Raw genomic sequence first — 18,942 nt, 5'->3', positions numbered from 1 at the left:
CTCAGCGCGGCCCCGGTGGGGCGGTGTGGCGGCGGGTCGCGCGACGCACCCCGGTGGTGGGGGCGACCACCAACCAAACCGCCGGCAATCCCCACTCGGTCGGCGTGAAGCTCCTCCAGGGCTTTGGCAAGCTCCTCGTCGGTGTCGGTGGGGGTGTCCTCGGCGGTGTCGTCGCTCGGCCCCTCCTCCGTGTCGCCGAGTACGCCGAGATCGATCTCGACACCGCTCTCACCGGCATCAGGCTCGGAGAAATCGGCGAAATCGAGGTTGATGCCCGAATCCTCTTCGGGTGTCTCCTCGGCGGGCCCGAGGTCGATCTCGATCTCGTCGGACTGTTCCGGCGTCTGCTCGGCACCCGGATCGAACTCGTTGCCGGGCTCGGGATCGTTGGCGGTGCCAGGCGTCCTGGAATCGTCGTGGGGAGTCTGTGTCACGTGTTTCTCCTCTTGCCCTTCAGCCCAACAGCTTCAGGAGCAGCTTGCCGAAGCCGAAGTCGAGTCCGGCAACGATGGCCATGATCACCACGACGAAGACCAGCACGACGACGAAGGACTGGCCGAGCTGGTCACCCGTCGGCCACTTGACCTTCTTCAACTCGGCTACCGATTGCTTCGCGAACTGCGCGGGATTGGCGCGCTGGGAAACCTCTGCTTCGGCGCTCTTGTGAGGCCGCGGTGCGGTCCGGCGCACAGGGCCCGTGGTGTGCCTGCGGTGAATGGGTTCGGCGTTTCCGCCGGGCACGGGTTCGACATCCCCGTCATCTGGCAGATCGTCAGCCGCGGCGAGTTCGGCCGTGGCATCGTCATGCGCGCCTCGCGACCGCTTCCGGGCATGCGACGACCGCGATGCGTGCTTGTCCGCACGTCCTGACTGGTCTGTCACGTACTGCCCCTCGTCGAACTCACCCGCCAGGCGAGAACCTGAACCTCTTGGTGCCGGGAGCTTGCCCGCACCCCGGAACCGGGTCAGTCCGGCATGCCTGCCGGCTGATGCCCGGGGCCAGGCGCCCTCGGCGATGTACGGTCCGTAGACCGCCCATCTTGCAGGGCACGAGGGACTTGAACCCCCAACCTGCGGTTTTGGAGACCGCTGCTCTGCCAATTGAGCTAGTGCCCTTCAGTGGGCACCCCCCTGCCCGACCGGAACCGGATGAAGATGCCACCAAGTGTGAAAGTGTAGCGGTTCGCCGGATCAGGCGCGAACCGGCGAAGCATCCTGACGTGCTGACGGCCAGCCATTCCACCGTGCCGGCAGGACCCTTCCCCGGTCAACTCGTCCGGTGCACGGTGTCGGACATGGCACCAGGACCTGGCATCGAATTCATCCGCCGGCGCAGAACCTGCGCTTTCACATGAGAATTTGTTGAGCAATTCTTATGTCATATCAATTTACCATTTCGCTCCCGTCGATTTTTCGGGCCTTTCACTACGGGATTCACGAAGGCATGTTCTGGGACATTTTCCAACGTTATCCACAGTCAGCGAACGAGGCCGAGAGGTTAACGCATACCCATTGGCAAAACACGATGAGCTTGCGACACTTCTCAAGTGAGAGTGTCGTTACCGAGTACTCCCAATCCAGAGAAGGCTGACCTTGATGGCTCATTGGTCCCAGTGAAAAGTGAAGTGGCACGACCCATCACGGGTGATCCTGCCCTCCCGATCGATCCTGTTCGCACAGAAAGTCTTCCGCACCAGATTCCGATGGCCGGCGACATATCTGCCGGCCTCACCAGCACCGCCTCAAAGGAATCAGGCGGAAATTTCTCATCCTCCGCTGGTGTTGTCAATGAGTCTCACAGAATCGCCGTTCTGCTCCCCTTGGCGGATCTTTTTGTGCTCGCACTGTCCATGGTACTGGCAATACAGGCCAGAGTTTCCATTCCACTCTTCGCACCCGATTCTCAAGTGGCCTCCACTGTTGCCCCGCTCAGCACCTTGATCTTGGCCTTGTGGCTCGGCGCCCTGTGGATGTACGGCGCATATCACCCCCAGCAGCTGGATTCGGGCATGCGGGATTTCCGTCGGGTTTTCGAGGCATCGCTGCTCACCTCCGCGGCAGTCGGCATTTCCGCATACCTTTTCGGATATCCGTTGTCCCGAGGATTCTTCCTGATGTTCTTCTTGGTCGGCACTCCTGCCCTCATCGCATCACGGTGGGTCATGAGAACGGCGATCCGATCGATGCGCCGCCGAGGTCATATGCACACCGGAGTCCTGATCGCTGGCGACGAACGCCACATCCTGGATCTGCACCAAGTGGTTGACCGCGAAACCTGGCTCGGCTTCGACGTCGTGGGGCTGCTCCCGAACGACGGCATAAGCGAGCCCAGTCTGAAGCACATTCCCGTGCTGGGTGCTCCCTCGGACTGCTTGGATGCGGTGCGCGCGAGCGGAGCGTCCCTGGTCATCTTCACCGAGGGCTCCTTCGATCGCGCCGCTCAGTTCAGTCTGCTGGCACGCGATCTGGAGGACGAGAGCGCCCAGCTCGTCGTGGTCCCGGCGCTCACCGACATCTCTGCGCAGCGGATGACAGCCAGGATGCTCGCCGGTGTGCCCCTGGTCTTCATCGAAAAGCCCACCACCCGTGAAGCACGCGCCTGGCTCAAGCGGGCCTTCGACGTGGTCGGAGCCACTCTCCTGCTGCTGGCAGCCCTGCCCGTACTGCTGCTCACCGCGATCGCCATCAAGCTCGACGACGGGGGCCCGATCATCTTCCGGCAGGCCCGGGTCGGCTACCACCGGAAGACCTTCTGGTGCCTGAAATTCCGGTCCATGGTCACCGATGCCGACTCGATGCTGGTCGATCTGGCAGACAAGAACCAATCAGACGGTGTCCTGTTCAAGATGAGGGCCGATCCTCGGATCACCCGCGTCGGGCGCCTGATCCGGCGGTATTCGATCGACGAATTGCCTCAGCTGTTCAATGTGCTCAAGGGGGAGATGAGCCTGGTGGGTCCTCGTCCTGCTCTGGAGAAGGAAGTGAGCAAGTACGAGAACCACGTGACGCGCAGGCTCGCCGTCACACCCGGCCTCACGGGCCTGTGGCAGGTCTCCGGACGTTCCGACCTGTCCTGGGAGGACACCGTGCGGCTGGATCTCTACTACGTGGACAACTGGACCTTCGCCCAGGACATGGCCATTCTGGCCCGCACCTTCATGGCCGTGCTCCGCAAGAACGGGGCCTACTGACCTGTCCTGGGCGAGTCTTCGCCCTTGCTCAGCGCTGGTGAGTCTGCCAGTAGGCATCAACCTGATCGGTGGCCATCGCCTTGCTCAATTCGGCGAGCCCCGTGGCGTCCACAACATCCATCGACTGCCCGTCGGGGCTGGTGCCAAAACCTGACAGCGGCGCCTGGAGCTGCCTGACACCATCGCTTCCGGTGAATTTCAGCGACGTCGCGATCTTCCACAATTCTCCGGAATTCAACGAGCTGTCGACTGTCATGTATCCACCGAACTGGTTGACCACATCGGCGAATTTCTTGGGATCGGTGAGAGTCTCCTTGGAGGCCACTTTGCCCATGATCGCGGTAATGACCTCGCGCTGCCGCTGAGCTCTATCGAGGTCGCCATTCGGCAAGTCATATCGCTCGCGAACATATGCCAGCGCCTGCTCGCCCTGGACCGTTATCTCCCCCTGCGGGAAGGTATAACCCATCCAGCTTCCGGCATGGGCATTGTCAACCGTCACGCCACCCAGGGTATTTGTCAGGTCGATGAATCCCTCGAAATCGATCACCACGGCGTGATCCATCTTCACATTCGTGAGTGATTCGATGGTCTGGACGGTGAGCTGCGGGCCACCCCATGCATAGGCGGCGTTGATCTTGGCTTCGCCATGGCCGGGAATGGTGACCCACATATCCCTGGGGAAGGAGATCAGATACATGTGCTTCCGGTCTCCGGTGAGGTAGGCCACCATGAGTACATCGCTTCGCCCATCACCGGCAGAGGCCGTCCGGGAATCCGACCCCATGATGACGAAGGTGATCGGCTGATGGTCGGCATCGCTGGTCGCTGCGGGTGCACTGCTGGAGGGCAGCAGCTTGTCATGGTGCACCTTGTTCAGCGCAGAATTCACATTGAACAGGTAGAAGGCCGCTGCAGCGCAGGCTGCCAGCACGAAGGCCAGGACCACGGCGGCCACGATCAGCAGGACCCTGCGGGCACCACGATGCTTTCTCGGCGAATCCTCCGGAAGCCCCGGCTCCGGCCCGGCGCCCTCATCTGAAGACCGTCTCGGCTGCTCACGCTTTGTCACCGCTGATACTCCTCATGCCCTCAAGCTAGACGCACGGGCCCGGCGCCGGAACCGGTGTTCCGGCATGTCCCGCTCCCCGGCGATGTAGTGGTCCGGTCCGTCCGGCATCACCATTCGAGTGTTCACAATGCCACCCGAGCCCGCTGGTAGTCGTCAACCGTGCGATTTCACAGGCTGCAGGCGATGAGATTCGGCTCGGGCGACAGCTCGATGCCGAATCTCTGGCCCACACCCGTGCGGATCTCTCGGGCCAGTGCCAAGATGTCGTCGGCATGCGCGGATCCGCGGTTGGTCAGCGCCAGCGTGTGCTTGTCCGAGAGGCGTGCCTCACCACTCCCATAGCCTTTGTGGAAGCCGGCATGATCGATCAGCCAGGCTGCAGAGGTCTTGATGCGCCCATCCGGCTGGGGAAAACGCGGTGCCTCGGCAGGCAGCCGGGCGGCCGTCGCCGCATCCACCAGCGGATTCATGAAGAAAGAGCCCGCCGACCAGGTGTCATGGTCGTCCGGATCGACGACCATGCCTTTTCCCCTGCGCAGTGACAGCACCTCCTCCCGGACCGTGCTCGCCGGCGCCCGGTCCCCGGCCGAGACCCCGAGCCGGCGTGCGAGTTCTGCATAGGCGATGGGCTGCGAGAGGTTTCCGAGCAGGAATTGGAAGGTCACTTCAAGAACGACGAATCGCCCTGTCGGAGACCCGGCCATCCGTTCGTGCTTGAAGACCGAATCGCGATAGCCGAATGCGCAATCGGCATTGGCGAAGGTGCGATATCCCTTTTCCCGGCGGTCCCAGGTGCGTACCCGGTAGACGAACTGCCCGACATCGGATCCGTAGGCTCCGACATTCTGCACGGGGGTGGCGCCGACCAGCCCCGGGATGCCGGCCAAGGTCTCAGCGCCGGACCACTCCTGTTCGACGCAGTGCGCCACGAGGGCATCCCAGTCCTCGCCTGCCTGCACCGTGACGACTGCCCCGCCGCATCCGGAGACATCGGCGTCCAGGCCTCTGCTGGCCACCCGCACGACGGTTCCGGGGAATCCGTCATCGCCCACCAGCATGTTCGTACCGCCCGAGAGCACCAGCAAGGGTTCGCCGCCGGCATCGGCCTGACAGACCGCATCGATCAACTCGGCCTCGGTACGAGCAACCACATAGTTCTTGGCAGGGCCGCCGATGTGGAAACTGGTGTGCTCGCTGAGCAGCGGCGAGTCGGCGGTGTCGCCACCGGGCAATGCCGCAGTGTCGTGCCGGACGTCGCAGGCGCCCGCTGCGCTCACATCAGTCTCCATGCCGTCGACGGAGTTGCTGGTCTCGTGCGGAGTTGCGCTCATCGGCTCTCCAGCCCGCCGTGCCCATCGATTCGGCTCGCGAGCCTCACATGCGCTTTCGCCATGCCGAGCACCTTGACCGGCTTCTCCCCGGCGAGACGAACGTCCAGGGCGATGGTCGCCAGGCCGTCCTTTACGGCCGTCACGCAAGCCTGCACCTCCACCTTGGCGCCCTGATCATCGTCGGGTACCGGGACGGGGCGCACGAAGCGCACCGAGTAGTCGGCCAGCCTGGAGGGTTCCTCGCACCAGTCGGTGACGATGCGCAGCGCGGCCCCCATCGTCCACATGCCGTGTGCGACGACGCCGGGCAGGCCGATCGCCCTGGCGAATCGGTCATTCCAGTGGATGGGGTTGAAGTCGGTGGACGCGCCCGCATAGCGCACCAGCCCGGCACGCGTGATGGTCAGCGTCAGTGCGGGCAGCTCGTCCCCGGTCCGCACCGAATCAGGATCGAATGCGCTCATTCCTGCCCCTCCGGATGATTGTGGATGAGCATCGAGGTGGCTGTGCCATAGGGCTCACCGGCGGGATCGTCCAGCTTCACTGCGATGGTCACCATGTCGGTCGTTCCGCGGTTCCGGACCCTGGTGATACCCAGCGTGGCCACCACGTCATCGTCCTCCCGCATCGGGCGAACCACATCGAAACGCTGCTCCGCGTGCACCACGCGCTGCAGGGCCAGTCCCAGATCGGGATCGTCGAACAGCGCACCCCACGCTTGCGCCGCAATCACCGCGGCAAAGGTGGGTGGAGCCTCCGGTGGCTCAGAATCACCCTGATAGGCGGGATTGGTGTCGCCCAGCGCAGCGGCGAATTCAGCGATCTTGGCGCGGCTGACGCGATACGGCCGGGTTGGCGGGTAGACCCGCCCTTCGTGTTCGGGACCAATTGGCACGGCCCCACGCTACCGGCCAGCTGGACGCTGGCCGAACACCCCGCCCGCTGCACAGCAATTCGCCACACAACCGGCAGCCACGGCTCGGGCAACCGACATACGAGCAGGCCCGACCTGTGAGCGGCATGCGTGATGCAGGTGCCCGCAAACAGCCGAGAATGTTCTTCCACAGCCGACCTGTGCCGCAGGAAGCACAAACACCGCCGGCAATGCCGGCGGTGTTTGTGCCTGAAGTCTTGCGGAGAGCTGGCCCTCAACGGGTCTCACCCAAAATCGCGCACCCTCAACGGGTCTCGCGGTGCGCGGTGTGCTTGCCGCATCTGGGGCAGAACTTCACGATCTCGAGACGATCCGGGGTGTTGCGGCGGTTCTTCTTGGTGATGTAGTTGCGCTCCTTGCACTCGGTGCAGGCAAGCGTGATCTTGGGGCGAACGTCCCCAGCCCTCTTGGCCATGATCAATCCTTAGATGTCTTGCCGTTGCTCTGTGGAGCACGGACGTCTGTTCAACTGTAGGTCTGGGCGGCAACACCCCGACTCGGGTAGCGGGAGCGGGACTCGAACCCGCGACACAGCGATTATGAGCCGCTTGCTCTACCTCCTGAGCTATCCCGCCTCTGGAGATCCGCAGGAATCCCCGGTGAAGTTGCCCTTCGAATACCAGAATCCGGTGATTGTCACCGGATCAATGGTGCGAGTGCAACAGAGCCCCCATGCGGAATCGAACCGCAGACCTTCTCCTTACCATGGAGACGCTCTACCGACTGAGCTATAGGGGCCAGCCGACGAGGAACACTACCGGATGCTGGCGGCACATCTCAACTCGGCACCGCCAGCAGCTGGGCGGCTGGCCTCGGACAAGGGACTTTACCGGCTCGGGAGGCGCGCAGCAGTGCCTCCGGGGCGCTAGCTTGGGGAGGCAGTCAAGCCACCGAAAGGATGTCATGCCCACGCCGCACATCAGCGCCGAATCCAACGAGATCGCACCACTCGTCATCATGCCCGGTGATCCGCGGCGGGCCGAGCGGATCGCCAACCAGTTGCTGCCCGACGCCCATTGCGTCTCACAGGTGCGCGGCAATGGCATTTGGACGGGAAGCCACCAGGGCACCGCGATGAGTGTGGTGCCCTCAGGGATGGGCATTCCTTCGCTGTCGATATACGCTCATGAACTCTTCGCCGAGTACGGCGTCCAGCGCATCTGCCGGGTGGGCACAGCAGGTGGGATCAGCACGAACGTGGCGATCCGCGATGTGGTGGTCGGTGCCGCCGCGCACACCGATTCGAGGATTGCGCAGTTGCTGGTACCTGATGTCAGCTGCTCACTGTCCGCCGATCCGGTCATGCTCTGCGCGGCCGCGCAGAAGGCACGGGAGCTGACCGGTAACGAGGCGCCGAAGGTGCACATTGGAGCCCTGTACAGCTCGGACTTCTTCTACCTGGATCGTCCCGACATCACGACGGCGCTCGAGAGGATCGGCACCCTGGCGGTCGAGATGGAGGCTGCCGGGCTGTATGCGGCGGCGCTGCAGGCCGGCAGGCAGGCGCTCTCCGTGTGCACGGTGAGCGATCACCTGCGCGACCAGCAGGCACTGCCGATGAATCCCTCTCAGAGGGAGACCGGCTACGCCACGGCCTTGTCGGTGGCGATTTCGGCGCTCGTGGCCTGAGGCAGCTTGCGCGGCGCGGCATTGACGATGAGGTCTTCCCAGGCGGCCAGCCCGGCCACTGCCCCACTACCTGCGGCGATGACGATCTGCTTGTAGGGCCCATTGGTGCAGTCACCGGCGGCGAAGACGCTGGGCACATTGGTGGCACCCTTGACGTCCACGATGATCTGGCCGCGCTTGTCCAGATCGACAGTGTCCTTGAGCCATTCGGTGTTGGGCAGCAGGCCGATCTGGACGAAGATGCCGCTCACCGTGACATCCCGCATTTCGCCGGAGTCGCGATCCTTGTAGTGCACCGCAGTGACCTGGGAACCGTCACCGATCACCTCGGTGACCTGGGCATTCGTGATGATGTCCACATTGTCGGCGGCCTCCAGCTGGGCGAGCAGGATCTCGTCGGCCTTGCACTCGGGCATGAACTCCATCACGGTGACATGGCGCACCACGCCGGCCAGATCGAGGGCCGCCTCGGCGCCGGAATTCCCACCGCCGATGACGGCGACATCCTTGCCCTTGAACAGCGGGCCGTCGCAGTGCGGGCAGTAGGTGACGCCCTTGTTGCGGTACTCGGCCTCACCCGGAACGTTCATCGAACGCCAGCGGGCACCGGTGGCCAGCACAACGGTGTCAGCCTTCAACGCGGTCTCGGGACCTACCGTGACCTGCAGCTGCTTGCCGGGGACCAGGCTCTCGGCGCGGACGCCGTCGATGATGTCGATTCCGTACTTCACGGCCTGCGCACGCAGGTCGGAGGCGAGCTTGGGGCCCTCGGTGTAGTCAACCGAGATGTAGTTCTCGATGGCGACAGTGTCATTCACCTGGCCGCCGAAACGATCGCCCATCAACCCGGTGCGAATACCCTTGCGCGCCAGGTAGACGGCCGCTGCGACACCCGCGGGACCCTGACCGACGACCAGGACCTCGTAGGGATCTTTCCCTGCCAGGCCCTCGGTGAGCGAGGCACCGGCGGTTTCGTCGATCAGGCCGACGATCTTGGTGGGCTCCATCCGGCCCTGGCCGAAGAGCTCGTCGTTGAGGTAAACCGTGGGGGTGGCGAGCACCTTCTTGGCCTCGACCTCCTCGCGGAACAGCGAGCCGTCCACGACCTCGGTGGAGATCTGCGGGTTGAGGACCGCCATGGCATTGAGCGTCTGCACGACTGTGGGGCAGTTCTGGCAGCTCAGTGAGATGTAGGTGACGAAGTGCAAGGGGCGGTCGAAGTTCTTGGCCGCATCGGCGACCCGCTCGTCGAGTTTGACCGGGTTGCCACCGACCTGGAGCAGCGCCAGCACGAAGGACGTGAACTCATGACCCAGCGGCAGGGCTGCGAAGGTGATCGAGATGTCGGTGCCGGGGGATGTGACTGAGAATGCGGGTTTGCGGGAGTGCGCGGAGTCGTCACGGCGCACCGAGATCTTGTCGCTGAGGGCAGCAACCTCGTCGAGCAGGCCAGCCATCTTCGAAGACTGTTCGCGCTCGTCGAGGCTCACCACGAATTCAACCGGACGGGTCAACCGGCCCATCAGTGAGTTGAGTTGTTCGATGAGTGAGGGTTCGAGAACAGACATGACATCCTTCCGGGATTGCCGAGGGTAGGACGCCGCCAAGACCGTGGCGTCACAGCGATCAAATTGTTGCAGTGGAGCTGGCCCTTTCCGGACCCGGCCCCGAGGTTATTGAGGGGAAACTCTTGATGTGGGGAGTGGACGGGGACACTGAGCGGGGACTGCGCCGAAGAACATCGGCGAAGGTCGCGACGGCGCAATGCCTCCCGGGTGCAATGACTGGTCCGCTGAGATTCGTACGGACCCCAGTGAGGTGCCGGTGCGGGCCGGGTTGTGACCCGCACCGGACCCCGATGAGCACAGATCAGATCTTGCCCACGAGATCGAGCCCTGGAGCCAGCGTCTCGCCGGTGTCGTCCCAGTGCGCGGGGCAGACCTGGTCGGGGTGCTTGCGGACATACTGCGCGGCACGCACCTTGCGGAGCAGTTCCTTGGCGTCACGGCCCACGCCGTCGGCGCTGATCTCGAGCAGCTGGATGACGCCGTCGGGATCGACCAGGAAGGTACCGCGGTCGGCCACTCCGTCGCCCTCCCGAAGGGTCTGGAAGTTGTTCGACAGCTGGGCGGCCGGATCGCCGAGCATGAAGTAGTTCACCTTGCCGACCTGATCGGACTCGCGATGCCAGGCGGCATGCACGAAGTGCGTGTCGGTGGAGACGGAGTAGATCTCGACGCCGAGCTTGGTGAACTCGTCGTAGTTGTCGGCGAGATCCCCGAGTTCGGTCGGGCAGACGAAGGAGAAGTCAGCAGGATAGAAGAAGAAGACGGCCCACTTGCCCTCGATGTCGGCCTCAGTGACGTCGACGAACTCGCCCTGGTGGAAGGCGGTCGAGGTGAAGGGAAGAATCTTAGTGCCCACGAGCGACACGGTTTGGTACCTCCTGTAATCGAATTTGACGTGCTCCTCAGCCTGAAAGCAACCTGAAATATTCCTCTGGGAGAGATATCTCAGAAGATGGACGCACCGCGCAGTGTCGGTGCCAGACCCTGCACATCCGGCCGGGACGCAACATCAGGAAATGACAAGGGGCTCCACATCCATCCGATGTGGAGCCCCTTGGGTCACTGGACCGTGATCCAGGACGTGGCAGGTGAAGGATTCGAACCTTCGAAGGCATCGCCGACGGTTTTACAGACCGCTCCCATTGGCCACTCGGGCAACCTGCCGTGCGACGAGAAACTCTAGCAGGCAGCGCTGCTACGGGCGAAACCAGCCGGGCATCCCCGGGCTGCGAGGCTCATCAGCGCCGCACGGTCACCGGGCGTGGCCCGATGAGAATGAAGACCGAGGCCAGCGCGACGATCACCAGGCTCAGACCCGCCCAGGTCCACCCGAAGACCGTCGCGCTGGACTCCTCCAGGACTGTGCTGGTCGTGCCGATCACGGCGAAGACAGCCTGCACTGCGGCTGCCAGCAACAGGAGCAGCGAGCCCGCCCGCGAGGTTCCACGGTCACGCACCACGGCGATGACGGCAAGCACTGTGGCGGCCACTCCGGTGATCACGCAGACCAGAATCAACCTGACCAGCCATGCGTCCATTTCGTCGCTGGAATTCTTCAGCACTGCCTTCAGGATCGGCTGGCCGATGATCGGCACCAGCACTGTCAGCCATGCCGCGATGACAGCCGCCACCGAGGCCCAGGTGCGCCGCACCGGACCGTCGACCTTGAACACCTCGGGCCGTGAGCTCATGGGATCAGTGCGACCATTTCGGCTCCACGGCCCGCGGGGTGCTCGACTTTCCCCTGCGGGGTGCGGACAGGATGAGCACCGCGCCGGCAACACATGCCACCACGACAACCACGAGACAGACCGCAGCCAAGGATGCTGGCAGCTCTGTGCGGAAGACCATCACGTCCACCATCAAGCACAACACGATGTCCGCGAACAGGACCAGCGCGGCACCCAGGCGTGCCCGCCCCCAGTCCCGGAACAGCGAGAGGACACCGCACACGCCGCTGACCATGGCGATCAGTGCACCCACCAGGGCAACGAGCGAACCCGGCGAGACAGCGAACAGCACGACGAACACCACGACGAGGGCCACCAGGCCGAGCAGCGCACACGCCACTGCCACTCCCGATCGACGGGGGAAGCCACCTTCTCCGGCCAGCACACGACCGGGAAAACCACCGCCCCGTGCAGCCGTGCCCTCCTCCTGAAGCGAGCGATCCATGCCCCCAGTGTGGCAGTGCGAACTGGAGTTGGCCCAACAGCCCCACCGCTAGGGTGGTCGCATGCTGCGGCTCGCCACCTTCAATGTCAACGGCATTCGCGCCGCCACCCGACGTGGCTTTCGCCCTTGGCTCGAGCGTTGCGCGCCGGACGTGGTGGCCCTGCAAGAGGTCCGCTGCCCCGTCGATGCGCTGCCCACCGAGTCCTTCGGCGGCTACTTCGCGAGCTACTGCTCAGGAAATCGTGCCGGGCGCAATGGTGTGGCGGTGCTCACCCGCATCGCCCCGAAGGCTGTGCGCACCTGGGGTGGCGTGTTCGTCTCGATCTCTCCCGCCGGAGACTTCCTGCCGCCCGAGGAGATCCCTCTGACTGCACCGGTCACACCTGCAACATCTGTGGTGCCAAGGGAATTGAGCCTGGCGCGCGAGCTGCATGGTTTCGTGGACGAGGGCCGCTATATCGAGGTGGACCTGGCAGAGGCCCCGGTGACGCTGGCCTGCCTCTATCTGCCCAAAGGCGATTCACCGTTGTCCCCTGGTGGGCGCAACCGCGATCCGCTGACGCCTGAGCAGATCGCGAAGGTGCAATTGCGCTACGACCGGAAGATGAGCTTCCTGGCCGGTTTTGCCAAGCAGCTCCGGCGTACCCGGCGAGCAGCCCTGGCACGGGGACGCCAATTCGTCGTGGTCGGCGATTTCAACATCGCGCACACCGAGCACGATGTGAAGAACTGGCGTGCAGCGCGTACAGCATCGGGTTTCCTGCCCGAGGAACGTGCCTGGCTGGACACCCAGATCGGCCCCCGCATGCTGGTCGACGTGGTGCGCACCCGGAATCCGGACGTGGACGGGCCCTATTCATGGTGGAGCTGGATGGGCCAGGCCTTCGCGCGGGACACCGGCTGGCGGATCGACTACCAGCTGGCCAGCCCGGTGCTTGCGCATTCGGCCACGAATGCCTTCACCGACCGCGACGCCGATGCCGCAGAGCGGATCAGCGATCATGCACCCGTAGTCGTGGACTACGGACTCTGAAAACCCGTAGTCGTCCAACTAGGGATGCTGGGCCCCCCAGTGGTGCACAGCTCCAGGTGCGCCGCCGAGCCGAGCTGGTGCGGGGGCACCTTGATGGTGGCCTGGTGATGATAGGTCATGAACAGCGACGCGGCGACGGCGGCGATCGCGATGGCGATGCCGTCGGAACGCCATGCCATGTCGATGGCGTCATAGCCCAGCAGTGCGATGTTCACCCAGATGGCGATGCTGATCTGACGTGAGGTCGGGCGTGCCAGAGGCAGGGTGAGCCCGCCCCAGAGCATGTACCAGCTGTGCAGTGCGGGGCTGGCCAGGGCGACCACGAGATATCCCCATGAGATGAAGGACGCCGGCCGGCGCCGGGCGATGGTAACGGCTCCAAGGGCGAGCACGATGGCACCGGCGATGAGGAAGACGGTGTGCATGAAGGCGATTCCGGTGCCGGGGGCCGGGTTCGTGCCGAAAAGCTGGAGGATCAGCTGCAACAGCGAACCGAGCATCGTGGCAGGTGCGGGTGAGCCCACCGAGCCCGGCACGCTCACCGCGTTGTACCAGCCGAAGCCGAGCCCGGTGGCGATGCTGATCAGGGCGAACACGCCCACCGCGAAGACGAAGCTGACCAGCACACGGGTGACCGTGATGAGAGTCTCCCGCGGTTTCAGGGTTGACCACCGGCGGCACAGCATCGGCACCACGTAGGCCGCCAGCAGAGCTGGTTGCTTGATGGTGGCTGCCACACCCACGACGGCCGCTGCCGGCACCCACCACCAGCCGCCGGCCCGCCACGGGCCACCTCGGGTGGCAGGCCCGCCGGGCACCGGTGTGGTCGCCACCCACAGCGCCAGGACCACCAGTCCCATCATCAGCGAGTCGTTGTGGGCGCCGCCGACGAAGTCGATGATGAGCAGCGGGTTGAGGGTGCCGAACCAGGCGGTGAAGGCCGGGTCGATGCCCAGCCGCACCGCCAGCCTGGGCAGGAAGGCGGCGATGAGCACCACCCCGACCAGCGCCGGGATGCGTTGCGCCACGGCCGACCAGTAGGGGTCGAAGCCGCACACGTGCAGCAGCAGATTCGAGATCTGCATGGACAGCGGGCCATAGGGGCTGGGCGTGTTCCGCCAGACCCAGGAAACCTGATCGGCGAAGGCACCGGGCAGCACACCCGGGCCGTAGTAATAGGGGTTGATGCCGTTGTGCACCAGCCATCCCTGCGCGGCGTAGGAGTAGGCGTCCCCGCTGAAGATCGGTGGGGCGAGCAGGAAGGGCAGACTCCACACCGCGAGCACCGCCCAGTGCTTGAGATCCTGGTAAGCCTGCGGTGCGCCGGCCTTGTCCTTGAGGACCTGGCCCGGGCGCAGCCGGAACCAGGCATCGGTGAGCAGCAGCAGGCCAATCATCGTGACGATGGTGCCGCCGATCTTCGCCGGTGCGCCCTCCAGTCGCAGCGAGGCGAGCAGTGTCCACCAGGGCGTGCTGCGCGGCAGATAGGCCGGGGTGAGCGTGCCCAGGGCGATGAGCAGGGTGCCGTAGAGGCCCCGCCGGACCGCGGGCACGCGGAACACCTGGGCGAGGTCCGCAGCTCGGGCAGTGGCCCAGGTTCGCACAGCGGACACTCCGGACATCATGCCGACAGCGTATCTGCCGGGAAGGGTTGCTCTTTGTCAACTGGCAGCTAGCCTTGTGGGGCAAGTCATGTCTGGCAGCTGCGCACGAATGCTGACCACCTGGGTGAACCGCCTGGAGCGGAGCCCCGGTAAGCGTCGGGGAGATCTGCGCTGTCTACCTCATCCACTGTCTAGGAGCAGCATTGAGTGGTCGTCCGCAAGAATCGGACAGGCGCAAGCTGGACAAGGTCGTCATACGTTTCGCCGGGGATTCCGGCGACGGAATGCAATTGACCGGAGACAGGTTCAGCACCGAATCGGCGGAGTTCGGCAACGACATCGCCACACTTCCCAGCTTCCCGGCTGAGATCCGAGCACCCCAGGGCACACTGGCAGGGGTCAGCAGCTTCCAGGTGCACTTCGCCGCCCGCGACATCGTCACCCCCGGTGACAAGGCTGATGTGCTGGTCGCGATGGGCCCGGCGGCACTGCTGGCCAATCTCACCGGGCTGGTGCCGGGCGGCTTGATCATCGCCGACGAGCACGAGTTCACGGGCCGGGCGCTGAAGAAGCTGGGGCTGACCAGCAATCCGCTCACCGATGACTCCCTCACCGAGCACCAGCTCGTCAGCCTGGACATCACCAAGCTCTCCGCTGCGGCGGCGGCGGACTTCGGCCTGGGCCGCAAGGACGTCACCAAGACACGCAACATGTTCGCGCTGGGGCTGGTCTGCTGGCTGTACGGACGCTCCATCGACGACACAGTGGAATGGCTCGGCCACAAGTTCGCGAAGAACGCCGCGCTGCGTGACGCCAATATCGCCGCATTGAAGGCCGGCGAGCACTACGGCGAGACCACCGAGTTGTTCGCGGTGCGCTACGAGGTGCCACCGGCTCCGATGCCCGCCGGACGTTACCGCCGCATCACCGGAAATCTGGCCACCGCCTACGGCCTGATGACCGGCGCCCATCGCGCCGGCCTCACCCTGTTCGTGGGTTCCTACCCGATCACCCCCGCCTCGGATCTGTTGCACGAACTGTCCCGGCGCAAGTCGCACGGCGTCGTCACCTTCCAGGCGGAGGACGAGATCGCCGGAGTCGGCGCCGCGCTGGGCGCGAGCTTCGGCGGGGCGCTGGGCGTGACCACCACGTCGGGTCCCGGCTTCGCGCTGAAACAGGAGATGATCAATCTCGCCGTGATGACCGAGCTCCCGCTGGTCATCGTCGATGTGCAGCGCTCCGGGCCGTCCACCGGTATGCCCACCAAGACCGAGCAGGGTGAGCTGCTGCAGGCCCTGTACGGACGCAATGGCGAGTCACCGCTGCCGGTGGTTGCCGCCTCCTCCCCCTCGGACTGCTTCGACGTGGCCGTGCAGGCCTGCCGGATGGCCGTGGAGTACCGCACGCCCGTGGTGATGCTCAGCGATGCCTTCCTGGCCAACGGCGCCGAGCCCTGGCTGATCCCCGATCTGGCCACCATCGACCCCATCGAGCCGAATTTCGCCACGGCGCCCAATGGCACCGACGACAAGGGCAGGCCCACCTTCCTGCCCTACCGGCGCGACTCATTGACCCTGGTCAGGGACTGGGCCATCCCCGGCACGCCAGGCACGGAGCACCGGCTCGGCGGCCTCGAGAAGTCCGTCGAGGCGGGTTCGGTGAGCTACGACCCCGACAATCACGAGCTGATGGTGGAGACCCGTGCCAACCGCATCGCCGGTATCCCGGTGCCCGATGTGCAGGTGGATGACCCCACCGGCGATGCCGATGTGCTGGTGATCGGCTGGGGCTCCACGTGGGGACCCATCACCGCGTCGGTGCGCCGGTTGCGCGAGCAGGGCCGGATCATCGCACACGCCCAGGTGCGCAATCTCAACCCGCTGCCCGCCAATTTGGGCGAGGTGCTGCACCGCTATCGCACCGTCGTGGTGCCCGAGGTGAACATGGGCCAGTTCTGCCAGCTGATTCGCGGTCGCTATCTGGTGGATGCCCAGAGTTACCACCGGGTGCGAGGGCTGCCGTTGGCCATGGACGAGCTGACCGCCTATCTGGCGGGTGTCATCGATGAGCTCGAGAACGACGAGCCGGAGAGCACCCGCCCGGCGGATGACAAGCCTTTGACGACTGCTGGAAAGGACCGGTTGTGACCACCACATCGGCTGTTGACGGCCTGGCGGGCGTTCCGCTGGCGCTGGAGCCGCTCAATCGCAAGGACTTCATCTCCGACCAGGAAGTGCGCTGGTGCCCCGGCTGCGGTGACTACATCATCCTGTCGGCCCTCCAGGCCGTGCTGCCCCGGCTCGGTATCCGCCGGGAGAACACCGTAGTCGTCTCGGGAATCGGCTGCTCCTCACGGCTGCCCTATTACATGGACACCTACGGCATCCACTCCATCCACGGCCGCGCGCTCACGCTGGCCACAGGATTGGCGATGACCAGGCCAGACCTGGCGGTTTTCGTCATGACCGGCGACGGCGATGCACTGTCGATCGGCGCCAATCACCTGATTCATGCACTGCGCCGCAATGTGAATATCACGGTGCTGCTGTTCAACAACCGCATCTACGGGCTGACGAAGGGGCAGTACTCCCCCACCTCCGAGGTGGGCCAGGTCACCAAGTCGTCCCCGATGGGTTCGGTGGACAGGCCGGTGAACCCGGTGAGCCTGGCGCTGGGCGCGGAGGCCACCTTCGTGGCCCGCACCCTGGACTCCGACAAGCCGCACATGGAGGAGACCATCGCCGCAGCAACCAAGCACCGCGGGGCCAGCCTGGTGGAGATCTACCAGAACTGCTCGGTCTTCAATGACGGCGCCTTCGAACTGCTGCGCGAGCCGGAATCCACCGAATCGGTCATCCGCCTCGAAGAGGGCGAGCCGATCCGCTTCGGCGCCGAGGGACATCTCGGCGTGGTGGCCGCACCCGACGGCGGTGTCAAGGTGGCTGAGGTGGCCAAGGTCGGCGAGCAGGCAGTGCTGGTTCATGATCCGCATTGCACCGACCCGAGCCGGGCCTTCGCGCTGAGCCGGCTCACCGACCAGGGCCTGATGCGCCGTGCGCCGATCGGGATCTTCCGCGACGTCGATCGTCCGGCCTATGACGATCAGGTGCGGGCGCAGATGAGGCTGGCCCAGCAGGGCGAGCATCTGGAGAAGGAGACTGACTCCTCGCTCGAGAAGCTGCTGGTCGGTCCGGACACCTGGCAGGTGGTCTACGGGACGAAGGCCGGAGCTCGCAAGCAGTAGACCGCCCAAGGGCTTCGCTGGTCAATTTCAGAACGCGAAACCTGATCGGCCTTCGCTGGTCGCAGTACTCTCGGCCCGGTGAGTACAACAACCTCCGCGAGCACCTCTTGCCCCGCCTTCCACTACGAGGACTTCGATCGCACGGTCCCGCCCACCGAGGACCTCTTCCGACATGTCAACGGCTCCTGGCTGAAGACCGCCACGATCCCGGCCGACAAGGGTTCCTGGGGTGCCTTCGACAAGCTTCGCGAGAACTCCGAACAGGCGGTTCACGAGATCATCGAGTCGCTGCGCTCCGGCGCACCAGAAGCGGGTTCGGAGGCAGCCAAGGTTGCAGACCTGTATGTCTCCTTCATGGACGAGCAGACCGTCGAGCAGCGCGGCGTCGAGCCGCTGACCCCGCTGTTCGCGAAAGTGGACGCCATCGAGTCCGTGGCCGATCTGGCAGCTTTCTGGGGCTGGAGTGTGCGGCACGGCATCGACGCCCTGGGGGATTTCGACAACGACTCCGACCCGGGCAATCCGCAGCGCTATCTGATGTTCGTCAGCCAGTCCGGCATCGGCCTGCCGGACGAGGAGTACTACCGGTTGCCCGAGTACGTGAAGACCCGCGAGCAGTACCTGGCGCACATCACCCGCTGCTTCGAGCTCGCCGGGCTGCCCGATGCCACGACGCAGGCGCAGGCCGCCTATGAGCTGGAGAAGGACATTGCCTCCTGCCACTGGGACAAGGTGCGCACCCGCGACATGGTCGAGATGTACCACCTGCAGAGCTGGCAGGAGTTCACCGACGCCACCCCGAGTCTGGAGTGGGAGTCCTTCCTGACCGGTGCCGAGCTGCCGCACGAGGCGGTGGCAGAGGTGATCAACTGCCAGCGCACCTTCTTCACCGATGCTGCGCCGCTGGTGACCACCGACCGGCTGGATGCCTGGCGGTCCTGGGCGCGCTGGCAGATCATCAACTCCCTGGCGCCCTATCTCAGTGAGGCGCTGAGCACAGCGAACTTCGACTTCTACGCCAGGACGCTGCGCGGGGTGCCCGAGCAGCGCCCGCGCTGGAAGCGCGGGGGCGACCTACCCGCCCGGGGTCTAGGCGGAGCCCAGGGCAAGCTCTACATAGCCGCGCCCCTCCCCCCCCCCCCCCAGACCGGCGCGGGGGAC

General features: G+C 64.9%; 16 protein-coding genes, 4 tRNA genes and 2 pseudogenes. 6 read left to right on the top strand and 16 right to left on the bottom strand.

Annotated features, from left to right (window positions below; translation table 11 throughout):
• The 3 genes and pseudogenes from ABF648_RS09395 to ABF648_RS09385 all read right to left on the bottom strand — a co-directional run.
• Window positions 1-434, bottom strand: a pseudogene (locus ABF648_RS09395) (hypothetical protein); the annotation flags it as partial.
• A gap of 19 nt (window positions 435-453) precedes the next feature.
• Window positions 454-882 (bottom strand): preprotein translocase subunit SecE, encoded by a 429-nt coding sequence (gene secE, locus ABF648_RS09390; RefSeq protein WP_415632022.1) that lies wholly within the window; start codon window positions 880-882, stop codon window positions 454-456.
• Between the two features lie 161 nt (window positions 883-1,043).
• Window positions 1,044-1,116: transfer RNA gene (locus ABF648_RS09385), tRNA-Trp, on the bottom strand.
• 704 nt (window positions 1,117-1,820) lie between these two features.
• Between ABF648_RS09385 and ABF648_RS09380 the strand changes: the two genes are divergently transcribed.
• Entirely contained in the window at window positions 1,821-3,191 is a 1,371-nt protein-coding gene (locus ABF648_RS09380) for a sugar transferase (protein ID WP_415632021.1), read from the top strand.
• Window positions 3,192-3,219: 28 nt separating this feature from the next.
• On the opposite strand, the gene ABF648_RS09375 is transcribed toward ABF648_RS09380, so the two are convergent.
• The 7 genes from ABF648_RS09375 to ABF648_RS09345 form a co-directional block, all read right to left on the bottom strand.
• The gene (locus ABF648_RS09375; protein WP_415632020.1) at window positions 3,220-4,263 is read right to left on the bottom strand and encodes an LCP family protein; all 1,044 of its coding nucleotides are present in this window, start codon (window positions 4,261-4,263) and stop codon (window positions 3,220-3,222) included.
• 167 nt (window positions 4,264-4,430) lie between these two features.
• On the bottom strand, window positions 4,431-5,594 hold the full coding sequence (locus ABF648_RS09370) for a UDP-N-acetylmuramate dehydrogenase (protein ID WP_415632019.1): 1,164 nt from the start codon (window positions 5,592-5,594) through the stop codon (window positions 4,431-4,433).
• Window positions 5,591-6,058: a MaoC/PaaZ C-terminal domain-containing protein gene (locus tag ABF648_RS09365; RefSeq protein ID WP_415632018.1), complete on the bottom strand. Its 468-nt coding sequence runs from the start codon at window positions 6,056-6,058 to the stop codon at window positions 5,591-5,593. Before ABF648_RS09365 ends, ABF648_RS09370 begins: the two co-directional genes overlap by 4 nt.
• Window positions 6,055-6,489, bottom strand: coding sequence for a MaoC family dehydratase N-terminal domain-containing protein (locus tag ABF648_RS09360; protein WP_415632017.1), 435 nt, complete (start codon window positions 6,487-6,489; stop codon window positions 6,055-6,057). The genes ABF648_RS09365 and ABF648_RS09360 overlap by 4 nt, the downstream gene beginning before the upstream one ends.
• 283 nt (window positions 6,490-6,772) lie before the next feature.
• Entirely contained in the window at window positions 6,773-6,943 is a 171-nt protein-coding gene (rpmG, locus tag ABF648_RS09355) for a 50S ribosomal protein L33 (protein ID WP_415632016.1), read from the bottom strand.
• Between the two features lie 87 nt (window positions 6,944-7,030).
• Window positions 7,031-7,103, bottom strand: a tRNA-Met gene (locus tag ABF648_RS09350).
• Window positions 7,104-7,193: 90 nt separating this feature from the next.
• A tRNA-Thr gene (locus ABF648_RS09345) sits at window positions 7,194-7,266 on the bottom strand.
• 165 nt (window positions 7,267-7,431) lie between these two features.
• On the opposite strand from ABF648_RS09345, the gene ABF648_RS09340 reads away from it, so the two are divergent.
• On the top strand, window positions 7,432-8,157 hold the full coding sequence (locus ABF648_RS09340) for a DeoD-type purine-nucleoside phosphorylase (RefSeq protein WP_415632015.1): 726 nt from the start codon (window positions 7,432-7,434) through the stop codon (window positions 8,155-8,157).
• On the opposite strand, the gene ahpF is transcribed toward ABF648_RS09340, so the two are convergent.
• From ahpF to ABF648_RS09315, 5 genes are all read right to left on the bottom strand, one after another.
• A complete protein-coding gene (gene ahpF, locus ABF648_RS09335; RefSeq protein ID WP_415632014.1) occupies window positions 8,112-9,725 on the bottom strand; it encodes an alkyl hydroperoxide reductase subunit F in 1,614 nt (537 codons plus the stop codon). The two genes, ABF648_RS09340 and ahpF, sit on opposite strands and share 46 nt — an antisense overlap.
• Before the next feature lie 301 nt (window positions 9,726-10,026).
• Complete coding sequence (ahpC, locus tag ABF648_RS09330) at window positions 10,027-10,590, bottom strand: alkyl hydroperoxide reductase subunit C (RefSeq protein ID WP_415632013.1); 564 nt, start codon at window positions 10,588-10,590, stop codon at window positions 10,027-10,029.
• A 217-nt stretch (window positions 10,591-10,807) separates the two neighbouring features.
• A tRNA-Tyr gene (locus ABF648_RS09325) sits at window positions 10,808-10,889 on the bottom strand.
• A 74-nt stretch (window positions 10,890-10,963) separates the two neighbouring features.
• Window positions 10,964-11,416 carry a hypothetical protein gene (locus tag ABF648_RS09320; RefSeq protein WP_415632012.1) on the bottom strand — a complete coding sequence of 151 codons (453 nt, stop codon included), beginning with the start codon at window positions 11,414-11,416 and terminating at the stop codon, window positions 10,964-10,966.
• Window positions 11,417-11,420: 4 nt separating this feature from the next.
• On the bottom strand, window positions 11,421-11,900 hold the full coding sequence (locus ABF648_RS09315; RefSeq protein ID WP_415632011.1) for a hypothetical protein: 480 nt from the start codon (window positions 11,898-11,900) through the stop codon (window positions 11,421-11,423).
• A gap of 64 nt (window positions 11,901-11,964) precedes the next feature.
• Here ABF648_RS09315 and ABF648_RS09310 point away from each other — a divergent pair, with 64 nt between their 5' ends.
• Window positions 11,965-12,933, top strand: a complete 969-nt coding sequence (locus ABF648_RS09310) for an exodeoxyribonuclease III (RefSeq protein WP_415632026.1) — start codon at window positions 11,965-11,967, stop codon at window positions 12,931-12,933.
• Here ABF648_RS09310 and mptB read toward each other — a convergent pair.
• Complete coding sequence (gene mptB / locus ABF648_RS09305; RefSeq protein WP_415632010.1) at window positions 12,921-14,558, bottom strand: polyprenol phosphomannose-dependent alpha 1,6 mannosyltransferase MptB; 1,638 nt, start codon at window positions 14,556-14,558, stop codon at window positions 12,921-12,923. The genes ABF648_RS09310 and mptB overlap by 13 nt on opposite strands.
• 182 nt (window positions 14,559-14,740) lie before the next feature.
• On the opposite strand from mptB, the gene ABF648_RS09300 reads away from it, so the two are divergent.
• The 3 genes and pseudogenes from ABF648_RS09300 to ABF648_RS09290 form a co-directional block, all read left to right on the top strand.
• Window positions 14,741-16,684 (top strand): 2-oxoacid:acceptor oxidoreductase subunit alpha, encoded by a 1,944-nt coding sequence (locus ABF648_RS09300; protein WP_415632009.1) that lies wholly within the window; start codon window positions 14,741-14,743, stop codon window positions 16,682-16,684.
• Complete coding sequence (locus ABF648_RS09295; RefSeq protein ID WP_415632008.1) at window positions 16,681-17,781, top strand: 2-oxoacid:ferredoxin oxidoreductase subunit beta; 1,101 nt, start codon at window positions 16,681-16,683, stop codon at window positions 17,779-17,781. Before ABF648_RS09300 ends, ABF648_RS09295 begins: the two co-directional genes overlap by 4 nt.
• Before the next feature lie 78 nt (window positions 17,782-17,859).
• Window positions 17,860-18,942: pseudogene (locus ABF648_RS09290) on the top strand (peptidase M13); the annotation flags it as partial.

The sequence above is a fragment of the Propionibacterium sp. genome (genome assembly GCF_047719395.1).
In the GTDB taxonomy this organism is placed as follows: domain Bacteria; phylum Actinomycetota; class Actinomycetes; order Propionibacteriales; family Propionibacteriaceae; genus Propionibacterium.
Note: the sequence above shows the minus strand (reverse complement) of the source record. Positions and strands in the feature narration are given on the sequence as shown.

What these genes read in the sequence shown, in the direction of transcription:
- ABF648_RS09370 (WP_415632019.1), bottom strand. Translation starts at nt 5,594, where the DNA reads ATGAGCGCAACTCCGCACGAGACCAGCAACTCCGTCGACGGCATGGAG.
- ABF648_RS09365 (WP_415632018.1), bottom strand. Translation starts at nt 6,058, where the DNA reads ATGAGCGCATTCGATCCTGATTCGGTGCGGACCGGGGACGAGCTGCCC.
- rpmG (WP_415632016.1), bottom strand. Translation starts at nt 6,943, where the DNA reads ATGGCCAAGAGGGCTGGGGACGTTCGCCCCAAGATCACGCTTGCCTGC.
- ABF648_RS09340 (WP_415632015.1), top strand. Translation starts at nt 7,432, where the DNA reads ATGCCCACGCCGCACATCAGCGCCGAATCCAACGAGATCGCACCACTC.
- ahpF (WP_415632014.1), bottom strand. Translation starts at nt 9,725, where the DNA reads ATGTCTGTTCTCGAACCCTCACTCATCGAACAACTCAACTCACTGATG.
- ABF648_RS09320 (WP_415632012.1), bottom strand. Translation starts at nt 11,416, where the DNA reads ATGAGCTCACGGCCCGAGGTGTTCAAGGTCGACGGTCCGGTGCGGCGC.
- ABF648_RS09315 (WP_415632011.1), bottom strand. Translation starts at nt 11,900, where the DNA reads ATGGATCGCTCGCTTCAGGAGGAGGGCACGGCTGCACGGGGCGGTGGT.
- mptB (WP_415632010.1), bottom strand. Translation starts at nt 14,558, where the DNA reads ATGATGTCCGGAGTGTCCGCTGTGCGAACCTGGGCCACTGCCCGAGCT.